The organism is Escherichia sp. HH41S (assembly GCF_009820115.1).
GTDB classification, from domain to species: domain Bacteria; phylum Pseudomonadota; class Gammaproteobacteria; order Enterobacterales; family Enterobacteriaceae; genus Escherichia; species Escherichia coli_F.
In genome coordinates this window covers 126,963-145,445 of record NZ_VNXE01000086.1, presented here as the reverse complement: position 1 = coordinate 145,445, position 18,483 = coordinate 126,963, and the positions used below count along the sequence as shown (strand labels likewise).

Here is an 18,483-nt window from a genome sequence, read left to right as displayed (position 1 = left end):
CATCTGGCGATTTCCACCACTTACCCCAAATCCGCCATCAACACTTTGGATTTACGCTGGTAGTTGTACAACTGCTTTTTGCTCTCGGGCAGTAAATCAATATCCACCGGGGTAAATCCACGTTCCTGGAACCAGTGAATACTGCGCGTGGTCAGTACAAACAATTTGCTTAATCCGCTTTGCTTCGCCTGAGCGGCAATGCGCTCCAGCAAAACCTCGCCCCTTGATGAGCTGCGGTAATCCGGGTGAACGGCCACACAGGCCATTTCCCCAATCTTCTCTTCCGGGAACGGATAGAGTGCTGCGCAGGCAATAGTCGTGTTATCGCGCTGAATAATGGTGAATTTGTCGATTTCCATCTCCAGTTGCTCGCGAGAACGGCGTACCAGAATACCTTGCTGCTCCAGTGGGCGAATCAACTCCAGAATGCCGCCAATATCGTTGATTGTTGCGCGACGAATTTGCTCGGCGCTTTCCATCACAATCTGCGTACCGATACCGTCACGTGAGAACAACTCTTGCAACAGCGCGCCATCTTCCTGGTAACTAATTAAATGACAGCGACGTACGCCGCTGCGGCAGGCTTTCACCGCACCACGCAAAAAGCGCACCGTACCGGAGTTGTAATCGCCTTTCTCTTCCTGAGCTTCTACCCGTGCTTGTGCTTCGTTAGGGAAAAGCTCGGAGACAATATCGCCGTCGTCATTAGTGACGCCCTGTGAAGAGCAAAAACCAATCATCTTTTCAGCTTTCAGTTTGATGGCCAGTTGAGTGGCGATCTCTTCCGAGGTCAGATTAAAGCTCTCGCCAGTGACTGAAACCGCGACCGGCCCCAGCAGCACTATCGCACCGCTGTCCAGTTGACGATGAATCGCATCTTCGTCAATCCGCCGGATACGCCCGCTATGGCAGTAATCCACACCGTCATCCACGCCCAGCGGCTGGGCAATAATAAAATTGCCACTGACGACGTTGATATGCGCGCCCTGCAGCGGCGTGTTATTGAGACTCATCGACAGGCGAGCAGTAATGTCCAGTTGCAATGTTCCCGCAGCCTGCTTCACCAGTTCTAGTGTTTTGGCGTCGGTCACGCGTATATTTTTGTGATATAGCGGTTCGTGGTGATGCGCTGCCAGATTCGCATCGATCTGCGGGCGCGCTCCATAGACCACGACCAGACGGATGCCGAGGCTGTGCAGCAACCCGATATCATTAACGATACTGGAGAAATTCTCATGCTCAATGGCTTCACCGCCGAGCATGATGACAAACGTTTTTCCCCGGTGGGTATTGATATAAGGAACCGAATGGCGGAATCCCTCGACCAACTCGGTTTTACGTTCCTTCACCACGGCACACCTCTTTGCATGATTATTCGTAATTATTGTATTTTTATTCTGTTTTTTCACTGGGTGCAAGTGCAAATTTTACGCATGAGCAACTTTTTTATCAGTAATGCCGTGAATATAAAAAGAATGTTTACCGTTTATTAGATGACAGATTATGCGTCTTTCGCTAAAGTTTCCGGTCAAATTAGTCGTTTATTTGTTACACAGCTTAGATTTTTTTGCTCGGGAGATGCATGTCGGGATCCAACACAGCAATCAGCCGTCGTCGTTTACTGCAAGGCGCGGGTGCCATGTGGCTATTGAGCGTAAGTCAGGTCAGTCTGGCTGCGGTCAGCCAGGTCGTGGCGGTGCGCGTCTGGCCTGCGTCCAGCTACACCCGTGTGACGGTAGAATCTAATCGTCAGCTGAAATATAAGCAGTTCGCGTTGAGTAACCCTGAACGCGTGGTGGTGGATATCGAAGATGTAAACCTGAACTCAGTGCTCAAGGGGATGGCGGCACAAATTCGTGCTGATGACCCGTTCATCAAGTCGGCGCGCGTCGGGCAGTTTGACCCGCAAACCGTGCGGATGGTTTTTGAGTTAAAGCAAAACGTAAAACCGCAGCTGTTTGCCCTTGCTCCGGTCGCCGGGTTTAAAGAGCGTCTGGTGATGGATCTCTATCCTGCCAATGCTCAGGACATGCAGGACCCGCTGCTGGCGCTGCTGGAGGATTACAATAAAGGCGATCTCGAAAAGCAGGTGCCGCCTGCGCAGAGTGGCCCGCAGCCAGGCAAAGCAGGGCGCGATCGTCCGATTGTCATTATGCTTGACCCTGGCCATGGCGGCGAAGACTCCGGTGCGGTGGGGAAATACAAAACGCGTGAAAAAGACGTGGTATTGCAAATTGCCCGCCGTTTGCGCTCTCTGATTGAGAAAGAGGGCAATATGAAAGTTTACATGACCCGTAATGAAGACATCTTCATTCCGTTGCAAGTGCGCGTAGCAAAAGCACAGAAACAGCGTGCTGACTTGTTTGTCTCTATTCATGCCGATGCCTTTACCAGTCGCCAGCCGAGCGGTTCCTCTGTGTTTGCGCTCTCTACCAAAGGTGCAACCAGTACCGCGGCAAAATATCTGGCGCAAACTCAGAACGCCTCGGACTTGATTGGTGGCGTGAGTAAGAGCGGCGACCGTTATGTCGACCATACTATGTTCGATATGGTGCAGTCGCTGACCATTGCCGACAGTCTGAAGTTTGGTAAAGCTGTGTTGAATAAGCTCGGTAAAATCAACAAGCTGCATAAAAATCAGGTTGAACAAGCCGGGTTTGCCGTGCTGAAAGCGCCTGATATACCCTCCATTTTGGTCGAAACGGCGTTTATCAGTAACGTTGAGGAAGAACGTAAACTGAAAACGGCAACCTTCCAGCAGGAGGTTGCGGAATCAATCCTCGCAGGGATAAAAGCGTATTTTGCCGATGGGGCGACGCTGGCGAGAAGGGGATAATGTTTTTATTTATTCAATGAATTTATATTTCGTTGAATAGATAATATTTACCTGAATATTAGACGTTGGTTTTGTGACTGATGTCGAATATTTGAATGTCGGCTTGAAAAATAAGCCGACCATCTCTTTAATTAAGCACAATTCCGTGTAATGTATATGCATTAGTTAATCATCTTGTAACTGTTAAATCAGGCAAGGCAATGTTTGAAGTAATTATTACTTCTGACGTGCCTTGCCTTTTTTTTTGGAGCTATGGAATGATCATCGAAAAAGTCATGAACAATAATTGTGTACAGGCATCGATGAATGGACAGGAGGTTATCATTTCTGGGCCTGGCGTCGGTTACAACAAAAAATATGGAATGTCGGTCCCTGAGCATCCGGCTAACCGGATTTTTTATGTCAGAAATGAACAAAAAAATAAACTCTACAAATTGATTGAGCATGTGGATATTGAGTATGTTTTTGTTGCCGAAAAAATAGTGCAATATGCGGAGAACAATCTCGAAAAAAATCTCAATCCATCGCTACTATTGATTCTTGCTGATCACATTTCGAATGCAATATCCCGAGTCGCTTCAGGCATACAAATTAATAATGTTTTCCTTGATGAAATCAAAGCGTTGTACAAAGCAGAGTATGCGATAAGTCGCGATGCATTAACTATCATTAATGAGCAATTCAGCGTTCAACTTCCTGATGATGAGATTGGTTTTATAGCATTGCATATCTTAAATAATTATGAAAATTCAGTTGATTATGAATCAGTACGGATTATTGAGTTGTCGCAAATAATCACGGGGCTTATTGAAGTTGTTTATAACAGAAAGGTGGACAGAAGTTCATTTAATTATTCCAGGTTCATGATACACCTTAAATATTTTTCAAATCGCGTATTATGCAATGAAAAAATAAAACAGAAAGATATTGGTGATCTCTATGAACAGTTTCTTGAGAAAGACATTCTGTTACAGCGCGCAATTCATGAAATTGAAAGGTATTTGTACGCCACTTTTAAATATGAATTGATTTTGGAAGAAAAACTATATCTCTCTATTCGCACCAAAGTATTAATGGACTAATTATATATAACATTTATATGAGATAACCCGCATGAAACAAAAGAAAGCCTGGAGTTTTTTTCAGAGCCTGGGAAAGGCATTTATGTATCCCATCGCTCTGCTAAGTGTATGTGGCATGATGTTAGGGCTAGGAAGTGGTTTAGCCAGCGATGATATGGCAAAATTAATTCCACTACTGGCTATTCCCGTAATTAAAACCATTCTTGATTTTATTGTTAGCCTTGGTTTGTTTGCCTTTGTCAATTTACCTGTATTGTTTGCGATAGCTATACCTCTGGGGTTATTAAAAGAGAAAGAGGATAAAGCCTATGGCGCTTTTTCTGGCTTAATTGGTTTCATGGCGATGCATCTGGGAACGAACTTTTATCTTAAACAACATGACTTATTGGTCGCTGCTGATCAAATGTCGACACATGGGCAAACCATTATTCTGGGAATCCAGTCCTACAATACCAGTGTGTTGGGTGGGATTATAGCAGGATTATTAGTCGCCAGTATGTATAAAAAGATCGTTAACTTACGTATTCCTGAATCATTAGGATTTTATAGTGGCCCACGCCTGGTGCCTATTATTACACTGATTGTGATGAGCGGATTTGGTCTGATCATCCCTTTTATCTGGCCGCCATTTTTCAATCTTTTCATGCTCATTGGCCACTGGATTTCAACTTCCGGTCCTGTTGGCTATTTTTTCTATGCAGTCGCCGAACGCGTGACGATACCTTTTGGTTTAAATCACCTGGTGACGTCAGTTTTCCGCTTTACCCCCATCGGCGGATCGGCAGTGATCGGCGGCGAAGAGTATTATGGCACCCTGAACATGTTTATGGCGTACGTCAAAGAGAATGCGGTCATTCCGCTGGATTTGGCGGGGAAAATGGAACAGGGCAAACTGATGATTCAGTATGGTCTGGCTGGTGCCGCGCTGGCGATGTATCGCACTGCTCATGCTCAAAACAGAAAAGCTATCAAAGCATTGCTTATTTCCGGGGTGCTTACAGTCATTATTGGTGGCGTCAGCGAACCGATTGAATTTCTGTTCTTATTTGTCAGTCCACTGCTGTTTGTCTTCCATGCCTTTATGAATGGATTCGCCAACATGGTCTTGCCATATATGGGCGTGAAGATGGGATTTACTGGCGATCTGATTCAATTTATTAGCTTTGGCGTATTGCGTGGCACAAGAACAGGTTGGCCAATAGCGGTGTGTGTCGAAGTGGCCTATTTCTTTATTTATTACTTTGTGTTCCGTTGGACTATTCTCAAATTTAACCTGATGACGGTAGGCCGTGAAGAGTCCAGTCCTGTCACGCTGAACGCTCATGAGGATACGGCTATAGCGGATATCCCAACGCTTGATAAATCAGAGCTGCAAGCAGCGGAGCAGATGGTTAAGGCACTTGGTGGTAAAGAGAATATTAAATCCCTGGATAATTGCGTAACTCGTTTACGTTTAACAATCGCAGATATGGGATTGATTGACGAGGCAGCAATAAAAAGAGCTGGCGGAATTGCGGTTGTTAAACTTGATCAAAATACCCTACAAGTCATTATCGGTACTAAAGTCATCGCCTTGCGTCGGGATATGGATAACTACATGGGGATATGCTGATGGATGTTTTTAATACTCCTATTTCCCGTAAAGGAACATATTGTACCCAATGGGACTTTTGCGAGGACAGATTTGGTGTAAAAGATGTATTACCATTCTCTATTTCAGATATGGATCTTCCGATACCGGAAGCTATCATCAGGGCATTAAAAAAACGTCTGGAACACCCGATTTTAGGGTACAGCCGTTGGCAGCATGATGACTATCTGAATGCGATAGTCAATTGGTATCATCAACAATATAAAACTGAAATCAAACCAGAATGGATCACCTATAGCCCAAGCGTGATGTACTCCATTGCTAAAGCAATAGAGTTATTGACATCGCATGGTGATAATATTCTCGTTTTTACACCTGTCTATAATGCATTTTTTGATATAATTAAACATAGCGAGAGAAATATTCTGACAGCCTCTTTGATTATAAAAAATGAGGGGGGCTACGCTATCAATTGGCAAGATTTTGATCTTAAGATTCAAAGCGCAAAGATGGTGTTATTATGTAATCCTCATAACCCGACAGGAACCGTCTGGTCGGAAGAAGATCTGCATAAAATCGCTGCAAGCTGTGCAAGACATAATGTCTGGTTATGTTCAGATGAAATTCACAGTGATTTTGTTTTTAATCGTAGCTTTACATCTGCGCTTAAAATAAAAAAAGAAAAAGTAGTGGTGTTTAATTCGATATCGAAGACATTTAATGTTCCTGCGCTAACAGGATCGTATATGATTTCAACTGACGATAATTTTAATCATAAGTTCAGAACGATATCAAGATATCGCGATTTTGTAAACTCCCCATCCGTACTGAATATAATTGCAACTATTATTGCCTATAACGAATGTGAGGGATGGTTAAAGTCATTAAAGGCACATATTGCCTCTAACATTCAATTCACCCAGCAGTATCTGAACGAAAATACTCCAGAATTGATCGTAAGGCCTGCTGATGGTTGCTATTTTTCGTGGATAGATTGCTCTGCTATTGGTTATCCCTTTGATGAATTCTACAGTCGATTAATTCATGAAGGCAAAGTGGGCATTATGGCGGGGAATGTCTATGGAACGGAGGGGGAGGGCTACCTTCGTCTGAACCTGGCCTGCGGTCGAGAAAAATTATATATGGGGCTTACGCGTCTTGCGAGTGTAATTAAAAATATTAATCAAGGAAAATAAAAATGAACAGTACGGATCTTATCCATCTCATTAAACATTTTATGCGTAACGAACATAAAGCAGTTGAAGAAGTTATTGATTCCCCCCTTTCGGAGGTCGCAAATTTAATTAAAGTATTACAGTCTTGTCAGGGGAAAGTTGTTTTTATTGGTGTCGGTAAGTCCGGTATTATTGCCCGAAAACTCGCCGCAACATTTGCCAGCACTGGAACTCCCTCGTTTTTTGTTCACGGTACTGAAGCCGTACACGGCGATCTTGGGATGGTGGCGAAAGATGATGTTGTTATTCTTATTTCAAACAGTGGTGAGACGACAGAAATCCTGGCAACACTACCTAGTCTGAAAAAAATGGGTAATTATTTGATCTCCTTTACCCGCAGTCATCGCTCATCGCTTGCGATAAGTTGTGATTTATCCGTTGAAATTCCCGTAAAAAGTGAGGCGGATAATTTAGGTTTAGCGCCGTCATGCTCATCAACAGTCGTTCTGGTTGTTGGTGATGCGGTGGCGCTTGCGCTCTCCGAATTGAAAAAGTTTACTCGTGCTGATTTCGGCTTATATCATCCAGGAGGTGCGCTCGGTATTAAAGCAAACTCATAATTTTAGAATATAAAACAGTAACCGGTCACGCCATCTTTTGGGGTGGCGTTCATTGATGTGAGTGTCAGCTATGAAAAACGTTCTGGTCACCGTTCCCAGCTTTTCAGCGCGTTGTGTTTCTGCCAGCAAGCTGCTAAGAGAAAATCATTTTAACCTTATTATCAAGAATAATGTGGAGCATCTGGTTAAATCAGAATCCACAGTATTACGAGAATCTATTTGCGCAGTCATTGCCGGAAAAGATTGTTATCAAGCGGATACGTTATCGCGACTACCAGGAGTGAAAATAATATCGAGATTCGGGACAGGGATTGATAATATTGATCTTCATACGGCTCGACAATCAGGTATTGTGGTCAATAATGCTGTTGGGATTAATTCAAATGCAGTCGCGGAATTTATCATCGGTCTTATTTTTGCGAGCATGAGAAATATCCCCGGTAGCTATCATGCAATGCAAAATGGTTATTGGGGCGAGTCGCATGGGTGCGAGTTACAAGGTAAACGTATTGGCCTGCTTGGCTACGGCAATATTGGCAAAACACTGGCGAAAGGTTATCTGGTTTTGATGTTGAGCTTTTAGCTTTTGACAAACAACCCGATTTCCAGGCCGCAGGCAAAGATGGAGTTCAGTTCGTATCAATTGAAGATATCTTTATGCAGTCTCATGTCATCATCGTTCTTTTGCCATTTTCTCCGGAGCTGGAGAACTTCATTAGTCATAAATATTTGTCGATGATGCGCAATGGTGCTCTTATCATCAACGCCGCAAGGGGAAAGTTGCTGGATGAGGGTGCTTTACTTCAGGTAATTGAAGAACGAAATGTTTTTGCAGCGCTGGATGTGTTTAGCTCTGAACCGCTAGCGCAATTTAGCCCATTGCTACATGCCAGGAATATCATTACAACGCCGCATATTGCGGCCGCCACCGTTGAGTCATACCAGCAAACCGGGATATACGTTGCCAGGTCGATAATAGATTTCTTTGCAGGAAGGGAGATAAAAAACGTGCTGTGAGTTCAGCTAAGGAAGATTTCAGGTACAAAAAAACCGCAATTTGTGAAACACATTGCGGTTTATCAGCATCATAAGTGTTGGTTGCGGGGGCCGGATTTGAACCGACGACCTTCGGGTTATGAGCCCGACGAGCTACCAGGCTGCTCCACCCCGCGTCACCGTACTGCTTTACTTCATCAAATTTTGATTGGTTGCGGGGGCCGGATTTGAACCGACGACCTTCGGGTTATGAGCCCGACGAGCTACCAGGCTGCTCCACCCCGCGTCACCGTACTGCTTTACTTCATCAAATTTTGATTGGTTGCGGGGGCCGGATTTGAACCGACGACCTTCGGGTTATGAGCCCGACGAGCTACCAGGCTGCTCCACCCCGCGTCCGTGGATGCGCACTATACTCCGCTCGCGTTTTCATGCAACCTTTTTTTTACCCAGATCACGGATTTGGTATGATTTTGAGCAAAAACAAATCACTAAAGCCTGTTTTTTGTGCAAAATTTGCGTCAGGGAGAGGCTGCTCATTTCATTAAACGCAGCGGTTTGTTATCTTCATTGCGCCTTATTTTTTAAACTGAAGAAGAGAACAATGAAAGGACGTTGGGTAAAGTACCTTCTTATGGGCACGGTTGTGGCAATGCTTGCCGCCTGCTCTTCCAAACCAACCGATCGCGGACAGCAATATAAAGACGGGAAATTTACCCAGCCTTTCTCTCTGGTAAACCAGCCAGATGCCGTTGGCGCGCCAATTAACGCCGGTGATTTTGCCGAGCAAATTAACCATATCCGTACTTCGTCACCGCGTCTGTATGGCAACCAGAGTAATGTTTATAATGCGGTGCAGGAGTGGCTACGCGCAGGCGGTGATACCCGCAATATGCGTCAGTTCGGCATTGACGCCTGGCAGATGGAAGGTGCCGACAACTATGGCAACGTGCAGTTTACGGGCTATTACACGCCTGTCATTCAGGCGCGCCATACCCGTCAGGGCGAGTTCCAGTATCCTATTTACCGTATGCCGCCAAAACGTGGTCGTCTGCCGTCTCGTGCGGAGATCTACGCGGGAGCATTGAGCGATAAATACATCCTCGCTTACAGCAACTCTCTGATGGATAACTTCATTATGGATGTGCAGGGTAGCGGGTATATCGATTTTGGTGATGGCAGTCCGCTTAACTTCTTCAGCTATGCCGGAAAGAATGGTCATGCCTATCGCAGTATTGGTAAGGTGCTGATTGACCGTGGCGAAGTGAAAAAAGAAGATATGTCGATGCAGGCGATTCGTCACTGGGGTGAAACACACAGTGAAGCCGAGGTTCGCGAGCTGCTGGAACAGAACCCGTCTTTCGTCTTCTTTAAACCGCAATCTTTTGCTCCGGTGAAAGGGGCAAGTGCGGTGCCGCTGGTTGGTCGCGCTTCAGTTGCGTCCGATCGTTCCATTATCCCGCCTGGTACAACCTTACTGGCAGAAGTGCCGCTGCTGGATAATAACGGCAAATTTAACGGTCAGTACGAACTGCGGCTGATGGTGGCGCTGGATGTCGGTGGTGCAATCAAAGGCCAACACTTCGATATTTATCAAGGTATCGGGCCGGAAGCCGGACACCGCGCAGGTTGGTACAACCACTATGGACGTGTTTGGGTGCTGAAAACCGCCCCGGGCGCAGGTAACGTCTTTAGCGGCTGATGTGTTATTCTGTATACCGTTTTGACGGATACGACAGGGTGAGGGATAACCTCGCCCTTTTTAATTCTGAGGTGCTATGTCTGTGGTAATTAGTGATGCATGGCGTCAGCGTTTTGGTGGCACTGCGCGTCTGTATGGTGAAAAAGCGTTGCAACTGTTTGCTGATGCGCATATTTGTGTGGTCGGTATCGGTGGCGTTGGTTCCTGGGCGGCGGAAGCGCTGGCGCGCACGGGTATTGGCGCAATCACACTTATCGATATGGATGATGTGTGCGTCACTAATACCAATCGGCAAATTCACGCGCTGCGAGATAACGTCGGGCTGGCCAAAGCGGAAGTCATGGCCGAACGTATTCGCCAGATTAACCCGGAGTGCCGTGTAACGGTGGTGGATGACTTCGTGACGCCGGATAACGTAGCGCAATATATGAGTGCCGGTTATTCGTACGTGATTGATGCCATTGATAGTGTGCGACCCAAAGCGGCGCTGATTGCTTATTGTCGGCGCAACAAAATCCCTCTGGTCACGACTGGTGGTGCTGGTGGGCAGATTGATCCGACGCAGATTCAGGTTACCGATCTGGCGAAAACGATTCAGGACCCGCTGGCGGCGAAGTTGCGCGAGCGCCTGAAAAGCGATTTTGGCGTAGTGAAAAACAGCAAAGGTAAGCTCGGCGTGGATTGCGTGTTCTCTACCGAAGCGCTGGTGTACCCGCAGTCAGACGGTACGGTGTGCGCGATGAAAGCCACGGCAGAAGGGCCGAAGCGGATGGATTGTGCATCTGGATTTGGTGCGGCGACGATGGTGACCGCCACCTTTGGTTTTGTTGCGGTTTCTCATGCGTTGAAGAAGATGATGGCGAAAGCGGCGCGTCAGGGGTAAACAATCAGGTCGGATGCGACGCGAACGTCTTATCCGACCTGGTTTTGTGCTTAACCCTGCTTTGCCGCCGCGATAATCGCCTCGCTTAACGCATTCAACCCCTGACTGCGAGAGGCGCTAAGTTGCGCACGCAATCCCAGCTCATCAAACAATGCCAGCGGCGACTGTGCTTGCAATTCGGCGGCGGTTTTCCCCTCAACGGCAGTCAACAACACCGCCAGCAGGCCGCGCACAATGCGTCCTTCGCTGTCGCCAAAGAAATGCATCGTGCCGTTTTCAGCCACGGTATACCCCAGCCAGACGCGGTTTTCGCATCCGGCAATCTCTTTAGCCTGCGCTTTTAACTCGTCTGGCAAAGCTGGAAGCTGTTTCCCCAACATAATTAGCTGACGATATTTGTCTTCCCATTGAGTCAACGGCGCGAAAGTTTCGTGTAACGTCTTTACGGTAACGGTTGTGCCGAACGGGTGTCCGGCGTATTGCGGGTTCGTCATTAATCCACCAATAATTCCAGCGCGCGGTCAACGGCGTTCACCAGCGCATCCACATCATTCTTTGTATTATATGGCGCAAACGAGGCGCGCAGAGTGCCGGTTACGCCTAATTCTGCCAGTAGCGGCTGCGCGCAATGCTGCCCGGCGCGCAGGGCAATACCGTACTCTGCCAACAGCGTCACCATATCGCTGTGATGAACTCCCGCGAAATCAAAGGCCAGCAGGCTGGAATCCTGGCAGCGGAATGAACGAAAACCTGGACGTTTCGTCAGCGCATCTTCCGCCAGCGTTGCTAAGCTACGGCTCCAGCTTTCGGCCTGGTTGATATCGTAATCTGCCAGCCATTCCAGCGCCGCGCTTAATCCTATGACACCAGCGACATTTGGCGTTCCAGCTTCCAGTTTCCACGGCGCAGATTGAGTCGTGAAGCCGTCAAAACTCACTTCGTGAACCATTTTGCCGCCGCCCAGCCAGGGCGACATCGCTTCCAGCAGTTCTGATTTGCCATACAGCACGCCGATACCTGTCGGTCCATACAGTTTGTGACCTGAAAAAGCATAGAAATCAATATCCAGTTGCTGAACATCCGCGGGGAAATGCACCGCCCCCTGAGCACCATCAACCATCACCACCATCCCGGCTGAATGAGCAAAGGTAATCGCTCGCGCCAGATCCGGGCAACCGCCAGTAACGTTCGACATCTGACCCAACGCCAGAATCCGACTACGAGGTGTGATCAGTTCTGGCAACAAATCGACATCCGGCAGTCGCTGTGCATTCAGCGGCAATTTCACCACTTTGGCTCCAGTTTGTTGGGCGACCATCAGCCAGGGGACGAGGTTGGCGTGGTGCTCTGCCACACTGACAATAATTTCATCGCCCGGTTGCAGACGCGGACGCGCATAGCATTGTGCCACCATGTTGATGGATTCAGTGGTGCCGCGCGTCCAGACGATATTTTTGTCATCTGATGCATTCAGTAATTGCGCCACTTTCTCCCGCGCAGCTTCATAACGCGCGGTCAGGCGTTGGGCTTCGGCAAACTGGCTGCGATGGACGTTTCCGGCGCTCAGGCTGTAAAACTGTCGGGTTGCTTCAACCACGGCTTCAGGTTTAAGCGCGGTCGCGGCACTGTCGAGATAGACGCCCGCATCCTGTAGCGCGGGAAACTGGGCGCGAAATTGCGCGGGATTAAAAACGTTCATGGTACTCCTCGGCTTGATGCACCGATCGTGACGCAAAATTCACTTTGATACAAGGAGAGTGCTAACCATCAGAATTATCTGGATATCCTGGCGAAGCCGCGTAAGTAACATATGCTAAATAGTGTTAGGCGTTAATTTTAGCCTGTTAATCAATACTATTAAGATTTATTAATCGCTTTAAGGAGAAGATGATGAAAAAGACTGCCGCAATTATTTCTGCCTGTATGCTGACTTTTGCCCTGAGCGCCTGTTCCGGTTCGAACTATGTGATGCACACCAATGACGGACGTACCATCGTCTCTGACGGCAAACCACAGACTGATAACGATACCGGTATGATTTCGTATAAAGACGCTAATGGCAACAAACAGCAGATCAACCGTACCGACGTGAAAGAGATGGTCGAACTGGATCAGTAATTCGCGATCGCAAGGTAAAAAAAAGCACCGCAATTAGGCGGTGCTACATTAATCACTATGGACAGACAGGGTAAATGTACAGGAAGTGAAAAAAGGTAGCTTTGCTACCATGGTCTGAATCGCAGACCAATTGCAAACACAACAACACAACATCACAACCGTAAGCCAAAAGTTCACCAGAACACGCATTCCGATAAAACTTTTCGTTCCGGCTCAGGAAGTGCCGCCACTATAGGTATTTGCTGGTAGAAGCTCAACGGACAATTTATAATGGCTCAGATTAAAAAAACTAATAGGTTACACAGAGTGATCTAATTGTTAAATTCATTTAACATCAAAGTTTAAAAGCCATGTCTAAACGATTACCACCGCTAAATGCCTTACGAGTTTTTGATGCCGCAGCACGCCATTTAAGTTTCACTCGCGCAGCAGAAGAGCTTTTTGTGACTCAGGCCGCAGTAAGTCATCAAATCAAGTCTCTTGAGGATTTTCTGGGGCTAAAACTGTTCCGCCGCCGTAATCGTTCACTCCTGCTGACCGAGGAAGGGCAAAGCTATTTCCTCGATATCAAAGAGATATTTTCGCAATTAACCGAAGCGACACGTAAACTCCAGGCCCGTAGCGCCAAGGGGGCGTTGACGGTCAGTTTACTCCCCAGTTTCGCCATTCATTGGTTGGTTCCACGACTTTCCAGCTTTAATTCAGCTTATCCGGGAATTGACGTTCGAATCCAGGCGGTTGATCGTCAGGAAGATAAGCTGGCGGATGATGTTGATGTGGCGATATTTTATGGTCGGGGCAACTGGCCGGGGCTACGGGTGGAAAAACTGTACGCCGAATATTTATTGCCGGTGTGTTCGCCGCTACTGCTGACTGGCGAAAAACCCTTGAAGACCCCGGAAGATCTGGCTAAACATACGTTATTACATGATGCGTCTCGCCGTGACTGGCAGACATATACTCGCCAATTGGGGTTAAATCATATCAACGTTCAGCAAGGACCAATATTTAGTCATAGCGCCATGGTGCTGCAAGCGGCTATCCACGGGCAGGGAGTGGCGCTGGCAAATAACGTGATGGCGCAATCTGAAATCGAGGCCGGACGTCTTGTTTGCCCGTTTAATGATGTTCTGGTCAGTAAAAATGCTTTTTATCTGGTTTGTCATGACAGTCAGGCAGAACTGGGTAAAATAGCCGCCTTTCGTCAATGGATCCTGGCGAAAGCCGCTGCTGAACAAGAAAAATTCCGCTTTCGTTATGAACAATAATTTACGTAGGGTACGACCATGACCAGCCGTTTTATGCTGATTTTTGCCGCCATTAGCGGCTTCATTTTTGTGGCTCTGGGCGCTTTTGGCGCGCATGTGTTAAGTAAAACCATGGGTGCCGTTGAGATGGGCTGGATCCAGACCGGCCTCGAATACCAGGCGTTCCATACGCTGGCGATCTTAGGTCTGGCGGTGGCAATGCAGCGTCGCATCAGTATCTGGTTTTACTGGAGTAGCGTTTTCCTTGCGTTAGGCACGGTGCTGTTCAGCGGCAGCCTTTATTGCCTGGCGCTGTCCCATCTGCGTTTGTGGGCATTTGTCACACCGGTTGGCGGCGTGAGCTTCCTCGCGGGCTGGGCGTTAATGTTAGTTGGTGCTATCCGTTTAAAGCGCAAGGGCGTAAGTCATGAATAAGGTTGTATTGCTGTGCCGTCCGGGCTTTGAAAAAGAGTGCGCCGCAGAAATTACCGATAAAGCCGGCCAGCGGGAAATTTTCGGTTTTGCCCGCGTGAAAGAGAATGCGGGTTATGTCATTTATGAATGTTATCAACCTGATGATGGCGATAAGTTAATCCGTGAGCTGCCGTTCAGTTCATTAATTTTTGCCCGCCAGTGGTTTGTGGTCGGGGAACTCCTGCAGCATTTGCCGCCAGAAGATCGTATTACCCCCATTGTCGGCATATTACAGGGCGTAGTAGAGAAGGGCGGTGAACTGCGTGTTGAAGTTGCCGATACCAACGAAAGCAAAGAGTTGCTGAAATTCTGCCGTAAATTCACCGTGCCGCTACGCGCTGCCTTGCGCGATGCCGGGGTGCTGGCGAACTATGAAACGCCGAAGCGTCCGGTTGTGCATGTATTCTTTATTGCACCAGGTTGCTGCTATACCGGTTACTCATACAGCAACAATAATTCGCCGTTCTATATGGGCATTCCGCGCCTGAAATTTCCGGCAGATGCGCCGAGTCGTTCCACGCTCAAACTGGAAGAGGCATTTCATGTGTTTATTCCGGCGGATGAGTGGGATGAACGTCTGGCGAACGGGATGTGGGCGGTGGATTTAGGCGCTTGCCCAGGCGGCTGGACCTACCAACTGGTGAAGCGCAACATGTGGGTTTATTCCGTCGACAACGGCCCGATGGCGCAAAGTCTGATGGATACCGGACAGGTGACGTGGCTGCGGGAAGACGGTTTCAAATTCCGTCCGACACGCAGCAATATCTCCTGGATGGTATGCGATATGGTTGAAAAACCGGCGAAAGTTGCGGCATTGATGGCGCAGTGGCTGGTTAATGGCTGGTGCCGTGAAACAATCTTCAACCTCAAACTGCCGATGAAAAAACGCTACGAAGAAGTGTCACATAATCTGGCGTATATTCAGGCACAGCTTGATGAACATGGCATAAATGCTCAGATTCAGGCGCGACAGTTGTATCACGATCGTGAAGAAGTGACGGTGCACGTCCGCCGTATCTGGGCTGCGGTGGGTGGTCGTCGCGACGAGCGATAACAGGCAAGGCCGGGGCGTCGTCTCCGGCCTGCTACCCTTTCCGTCAGGCTGTTACCAAAGAAGCCGCAACCTGGCGCTCATCAGAAATAATGTGCGTGACCTCATCCAGATGCCCGATGCGGGCTTCCCCTGAACGATTAAATTTACTTTTATCAATCAATAACAACGATTGCGCGGCACGTTTTAATAGCATCGATTTGTAATCAGCGTTGATGGCATTGGAGTCCCACAGTGCACCGCTGCTATCGATCCCTTCACAAGAAAAAATAAACAGATCGATTTCCAGCGATTTAAGTTGGGAAATCAGCGAGGGATTGACGTAACAGCCATATTTGCGCTCAAGTGTGCCGCCGGAACTGATCAGTTGAATGCGTTCACGTTTACCGAGTTCATGGCAAATCGGATGGCTATTGGTGAAGACCTGAATGTCGATGTCAGGCAACTGGCGTGCCAGATACCAGCAAGTTGAACTGGCGTCTAAGGCTATCACCATCCCTTCTTCAATCCACGCGAGCGCTTCGCGCGCGATATCTGCTTTATGCGCATAATGGCTTTTCAGCCGGATGTGAAAGGGATCGCCACTGTCTTGATTTTGACGGTGGATATATTTAGCGCGCCCATGATTGCGCAGAATTTTACCCTGCGTCTGTAATTCATTGAGATCGCGACGAATGGTTTCTTTACTGACCTTTAGCTGTTCAGAGAGAGCTTCCGTGGTCAGGCTGGTATGGTTCAGCAGCAGGTCGACTATCGCTTGCTGGCGTGCCGCTTTCATATTTTTCACCCCATCATTCGATAACCGCCCGCGTCATGCGGGCGTACCGGTATGAGATTACGGTGTTACCCCTTTTTTTAAAAGAATATTCCCGTACTTCGCTCGTTCGCCTGTGATAACGATCGCAAAGGCTTTTTGCGCCCGCTCATAAAACGCAAAACGATTGATGCGGATGATGTCAGGACAGGGGGCTTGTAGTGAAAGCGCATTACGATAACGTCGTTCTACTTCAGGATCGAGAGTGTCACCTTCTACCGCCGCCATCATCACCAGCGGCGGTGCATAACTGTCCAGTTCAAATAACGGGATAATCGCCTGGAGTAAGTCGCTCACCAACAGGCCATCAGCACGGATCACCTGCGGTCCCATCGAATGGGCGGGAAAGTGAGCATCGGAAAAAATAATTTCATCTCCATGTCCCATCTCTGCCAGCACTTTCAATAGTTCGGGAGAAATTAACGGCGAAATTGTTTTCAGCATTTCACACTTCCTCTATAAATTCAGGTTCAGTTTGTGGGTAGAAATAACGGTACTGATAATGAATCTGCGCGCGAGCTTCTTCCGGGCTGTTAAATTCCCCTACGCCATACCAACCGAACAGCGCAGCTCCTGCGACGGTCGTTTCGGCGTCGTCGAGAACTTTTACCGGAATATCAAGCATATTGGCTTTAATCTGATTCCACAATGTGTTGCGACTTCCTCCACCTACTAACAATAATTCAGAGGCTTTAAAGTGCCCGATTTTTTCCAGCATCTGTAGATTGCGCTGTAATTGCGCGGTTAACCCTTCCAGCGCCGCGCGATAGAAATGTCCGCGCGTGGTATTGAGCGTCACTCCTTGCCAGCCAGCGTTCTGACACGACAATAAATCACACTGCATTTTCACGCCATCCGCGCCAGGCGCGATCAGACGAGCCTCTTCAATCAACATTTGCCAGGGCGTTTCAGTAGTCCAGAACAGTTTTCTCACCCATTCCAGCACGCCGGATGCCAGCCATTGCATACCGGGGTTATACAATCCTGCCTGGCTATCCAGTTCGCAGGTGGAACCGGCGTACTGACTTAGCAGTGAAGTATCAACCTGCGTACTGCGGACCATTAAAATTTCCCAGGTACCGGAAGAGAGCACGGGTTCATTTTGTTCGGCACCAGCACCAAAAAGGGCGAACTGGGTATCATGACCTGCAGAAATTACCGGTATGCCAACGGGTAAGCCGAGCATTGCTGCGGCGCTGTTCTGTAGCGTACCAATCTGTTCACCCGCTTCCACCAGACGAGGGAAGAGTCGGCGTGGAATACCGGTGGCTTGTAAAATTTGCGGACTGAAATCGCGTTGCTGGATATCCAGCATCTGGCTGGTTCCGGCCATCGTGATATCAGTAGTGAATTCGCCGGTTAAACGGTGGTTAATCAGCGACGAAATAAAGAGCCAGGCGTGCGCGCGTTCCAGCAGTTGTGGATGATTTTCTTTCAACCACACCAATTTATATAACGTATTGAAACTAAAGGCTCCGACGCCAGAAATAGCCTGCAACTGCTGTGCGGAGATCAACCGTTCAATATTGTCCATTACCGCTGCTGTTCGCGGACATTTCCAGCTAATGATCGGATAGAGCAAATCGCCTTGCTTATCTACCAGAGCGCCATCCACACCAAAGGTGGTGACGGCGATACCGCGGATGTGGCATTCAGTCAGTTCACTATTGATTTGCCGACAGCAATCAGCAAAGCGTTGCAAAATGGCGTCTAAAGACCACTGGTGCCAGGTGTTGTTTTCCATCGCGATATCGCTGGCATTAGGCGTTGAGGCGCGGGCAACAATTTTTCCCTGCCGATTAACCGCGATGGCCCTGACATTGGTTGCGCCACAGTCGAGTACCAGGATAACTTCTTGTTTCATAATCGCTCCTGCAATATAGCCGGATAACAT

Annotated in this window: 17 protein-coding genes, 3 tRNA genes and 1 pseudogene; 12 read left to right on the top strand and 9 right to left on the bottom strand. The window is 48.0% G+C overall.

The genetic code is table 11. The annotated features are described in order from the left end of the window. Positions 1 to 20: 20 nt before the first annotated feature. Entirely contained in the window at positions 21 to 1,352 is a 1,332-nt protein-coding gene (gene argA / locus FQZ95_RS16695) for an amino-acid N-acetyltransferase (RefSeq protein WP_000237940.1), read from the bottom strand. A gap of 230 nt (positions 1,353 to 1,582) precedes the next feature. Between argA and amiC the strand changes: the two genes are divergently transcribed. From amiC to FQZ95_RS16665, 6 genes and pseudogenes are all read left to right on the top strand, one after another. Beyond that, positions 1,583 to 2,836 carry an N-acetylmuramoyl-L-alanine amidase AmiC gene (amiC, locus tag FQZ95_RS16690; protein WP_000016907.1) on the top strand — a complete coding sequence of 418 codons (1,254 nt, stop codon included), beginning with the start codon at positions 1,583 to 1,585 and terminating at the stop codon, positions 2,834 to 2,836. 257 nt (positions 2,837 to 3,093) lie between these two features. Further along, on the top strand, positions 3,094 to 3,918 hold the full coding sequence (locus FQZ95_RS16685; RefSeq protein WP_001352978.1) for a PRD domain-containing protein: 825 nt from the start codon (positions 3,094 to 3,096) through the stop codon (positions 3,916 to 3,918). Between the two features lie 31 nt (positions 3,919 to 3,949). After that, entirely contained in the window at positions 3,950 to 5,530 is a 1,581-nt protein-coding gene (locus FQZ95_RS16680; RefSeq protein WP_000810571.1) for a PTS transporter subunit EIIC, read from the top strand. Then, positions 5,530 to 6,705, top strand: coding sequence for a MalY/PatB family protein (locus FQZ95_RS16675; protein WP_000382401.1), 1,176 nt, complete (start codon positions 5,530 to 5,532; stop codon positions 6,703 to 6,705). Before FQZ95_RS16680 ends, FQZ95_RS16675 begins: the two co-directional genes overlap by 1 nt. A 2-nt stretch (positions 6,706 to 6,707) precedes the next feature. Further along, complete coding sequence (locus FQZ95_RS16670) at positions 6,708 to 7,304, top strand: KpsF/GutQ family sugar-phosphate isomerase (RefSeq protein WP_001089172.1); 597 nt, start codon at positions 6,708 to 6,710, stop codon at positions 7,302 to 7,304. 70 nt (positions 7,305 to 7,374) lie between these two features. Further along, a pseudogene (locus tag FQZ95_RS16665) lies at positions 7,375 to 8,321 on the top strand (phosphoglycerate dehydrogenase). Between the two features lie 78 nt (positions 8,322 to 8,399). On the opposite strand, the gene FQZ95_RS16660 reads toward FQZ95_RS16665, so the two are convergent. The 3 genes from FQZ95_RS16660 to FQZ95_RS16650 form a co-directional block, all read right to left on the bottom strand. Further along, positions 8,400 to 8,476: transfer RNA gene (locus FQZ95_RS16660), tRNA-Met, on the bottom strand. 33 nt (positions 8,477 to 8,509) lie between these two features. Then, a tRNA-Met gene (locus FQZ95_RS16655) sits at positions 8,510 to 8,586 on the bottom strand. Between the two features lie 33 nt (positions 8,587 to 8,619). Next, positions 8,620 to 8,696: transfer RNA gene (locus tag FQZ95_RS16650), tRNA-Met, on the bottom strand. Between the two features lie 208 nt (positions 8,697 to 8,904). Here FQZ95_RS16650 and mltA point away from each other — a divergent pair. Further along, a complete protein-coding gene (mltA, locus tag FQZ95_RS16645) occupies positions 8,905 to 10,002 on the top strand; it encodes a murein transglycosylase A (protein WP_000678652.1) in 1,098 nt (365 codons plus the stop codon). A gap of 76 nt (positions 10,003 to 10,078) precedes the next feature. Next, complete coding sequence (gene tcdA / locus FQZ95_RS16640; RefSeq protein WP_000117724.1) at positions 10,079 to 10,885, top strand: tRNA cyclic N6-threonylcarbamoyladenosine(37) synthase TcdA; 807 nt, start codon at positions 10,079 to 10,081, stop codon at positions 10,883 to 10,885. 50 nt (positions 10,886 to 10,935) lie between these two features. Here tcdA and csdE read toward each other — a convergent pair whose 3' ends face one another. Then, positions 10,936 to 11,379, bottom strand: coding sequence for a cysteine desulfurase sulfur acceptor subunit CsdE (gene csdE, locus FQZ95_RS16635; protein WP_032185027.1), 444 nt, complete (start codon positions 11,377 to 11,379; stop codon positions 10,936 to 10,938). After that, positions 11,379 to 12,584 (bottom strand): cysteine desulfurase CsdA, encoded by a 1,206-nt coding sequence (gene csdA, locus FQZ95_RS16630; RefSeq protein ID WP_032185026.1) that lies wholly within the window; start codon positions 12,582 to 12,584, stop codon positions 11,379 to 11,381. The genes csdE and csdA overlap by 1 nt, the downstream gene beginning before the upstream one ends. Positions 12,585 to 12,775: 191 nt before the next feature. Here csdA and FQZ95_RS16625 point away from each other — a divergent pair, with 191 nt between their 5' ends. The 4 genes from FQZ95_RS16625 to rlmM all read left to right on the top strand — a co-directional run bounded on the left by FQZ95_RS16625 (position 12,776) and on the right by rlmM (position 15,778). After that, positions 12,776 to 13,003: a YgdI/YgdR family lipoprotein gene (locus tag FQZ95_RS16625; RefSeq protein WP_000750398.1), complete on the top strand. Its 228-nt coding sequence runs from the start codon at positions 12,776 to 12,778 to the stop codon at positions 13,001 to 13,003. A 350-nt stretch (positions 13,004 to 13,353) separates the two neighbouring features. After that, a complete protein-coding gene (gcvA, locus tag FQZ95_RS16620; protein WP_000044401.1) occupies positions 13,354 to 14,271 on the top strand; it encodes a glycine cleavage system transcriptional regulator GcvA in 918 nt (305 codons plus the stop codon). 18 nt (positions 14,272 to 14,289) lie between these two features. Then, a complete protein-coding gene (locus tag FQZ95_RS16615; protein ID WP_000203905.1) occupies positions 14,290 to 14,685 on the top strand; it encodes a DUF423 domain-containing protein in 396 nt (131 codons plus the stop codon). Further along, a complete protein-coding gene (rlmM, locus tag FQZ95_RS16610) occupies positions 14,678 to 15,778 on the top strand; it encodes a 23S rRNA (cytidine(2498)-2'-O)-methyltransferase RlmM (RefSeq protein WP_062875741.1) in 1,101 nt (366 codons plus the stop codon). Before FQZ95_RS16615 ends, rlmM begins: the two co-directional genes overlap by 8 nt. Before the next feature lie 43 nt (positions 15,779 to 15,821). Here rlmM and fucR read toward each other — a convergent pair whose 3' ends face one another. Genes fucR through fucK form a run of 3 tightly spaced genes read right to left on the bottom strand, consistent with a single transcriptional unit; the run spans position 15,822 to position 18,453 of the window. After that, positions 15,822 to 16,553, bottom strand: coding sequence for an L-fucose operon activator (fucR, locus tag FQZ95_RS16605; RefSeq protein ID WP_010378533.1), 732 nt, complete (start codon positions 16,551 to 16,553; stop codon positions 15,822 to 15,824). Between the two features lie 57 nt (positions 16,554 to 16,610). After that, the gene (gene fucU / locus FQZ95_RS16600) at positions 16,611 to 17,033 is read right to left on the bottom strand and encodes an L-fucose mutarotase (protein ID WP_000920840.1); all 423 of its coding nucleotides are present in this window, start codon (positions 17,031 to 17,033) and stop codon (positions 16,611 to 16,613) included. 1 nt (position 17,034) lies between these two features. After that, positions 17,035 to 18,453: an L-fuculokinase gene (gene fucK, locus FQZ95_RS16595; RefSeq protein WP_032185025.1), complete on the bottom strand. Its 1,419-nt coding sequence runs from the start codon at positions 18,451 to 18,453 to the stop codon at positions 17,035 to 17,037. Positions 18,454 to 18,483 lie beyond the last annotated feature (30 nt).

Excerpts from the sequence above, each read along its gene's own strand:
- amiC (WP_000016907.1), top strand. The coding sequence starts at position 1,583 with ATGTCGGGATCCAACACAGCAATCAGCCGTCGTCGTTTACTGCAAGGC.
- FQZ95_RS16685 (WP_001352978.1), top strand. The coding sequence starts at position 3,094 with ATGATCATCGAAAAAGTCATGAACAATAATTGTGTACAGGCATCGATG.
- FQZ95_RS16680 (WP_000810571.1), top strand. The coding sequence starts at position 3,950 with ATGAAACAAAAGAAAGCCTGGAGTTTTTTTCAGAGCCTGGGAAAGGCA.
- FQZ95_RS16675 (WP_000382401.1), top strand. The coding sequence starts at position 5,530 with ATGGATGTTTTTAATACTCCTATTTCCCGTAAAGGAACATATTGTACC.
- FQZ95_RS16670 (WP_001089172.1), top strand. The coding sequence starts at position 6,708 with ATGAACAGTACGGATCTTATCCATCTCATTAAACATTTTATGCGTAAC.
- mltA (WP_000678652.1), top strand. The coding sequence starts at position 8,905 with ATGAAAGGACGTTGGGTAAAGTACCTTCTTATGGGCACGGTTGTGGCA.
- tcdA (WP_000117724.1), top strand. The coding sequence starts at position 10,079 with ATGTCTGTGGTAATTAGTGATGCATGGCGTCAGCGTTTTGGTGGCACT.
- csdE (WP_032185027.1), bottom strand. The coding sequence starts at position 11,379 with ATGACGAACCCGCAATACGCCGGACACCCGTTCGGCACAACCGTTACC.
- csdA (WP_032185026.1), bottom strand. The coding sequence starts at position 12,584 with ATGAACGTTTTTAATCCCGCGCAATTTCGCGCCCAGTTTCCCGCGCTA.
- FQZ95_RS16625 (WP_000750398.1), top strand. The coding sequence starts at position 12,776 with ATGAAAAAGACTGCCGCAATTATTTCTGCCTGTATGCTGACTTTTGCC.
- gcvA (WP_000044401.1), top strand. The coding sequence starts at position 13,354 with ATGTCTAAACGATTACCACCGCTAAATGCCTTACGAGTTTTTGATGCC.
- FQZ95_RS16615 (WP_000203905.1), top strand. The coding sequence starts at position 14,290 with ATGACCAGCCGTTTTATGCTGATTTTTGCCGCCATTAGCGGCTTCATT.
- rlmM (WP_062875741.1), top strand. The coding sequence starts at position 14,678 with ATGAATAAGGTTGTATTGCTGTGCCGTCCGGGCTTTGAAAAAGAGTGC.
- fucR (WP_010378533.1), bottom strand. The coding sequence starts at position 16,553 with ATGAAAGCGGCACGCCAGCAAGCGATAGTCGACCTGCTGCTGAACCAT.
- fucU (WP_000920840.1), bottom strand. The coding sequence starts at position 17,033 with ATGCTGAAAACAATTTCGCCGTTAATTTCTCCCGAACTATTGAAAGTG.
- fucK (WP_032185025.1), bottom strand. The coding sequence starts at position 18,453 with ATGAAACAAGAAGTTATCCTGGTACTCGACTGTGGCGCAACCAATGTC.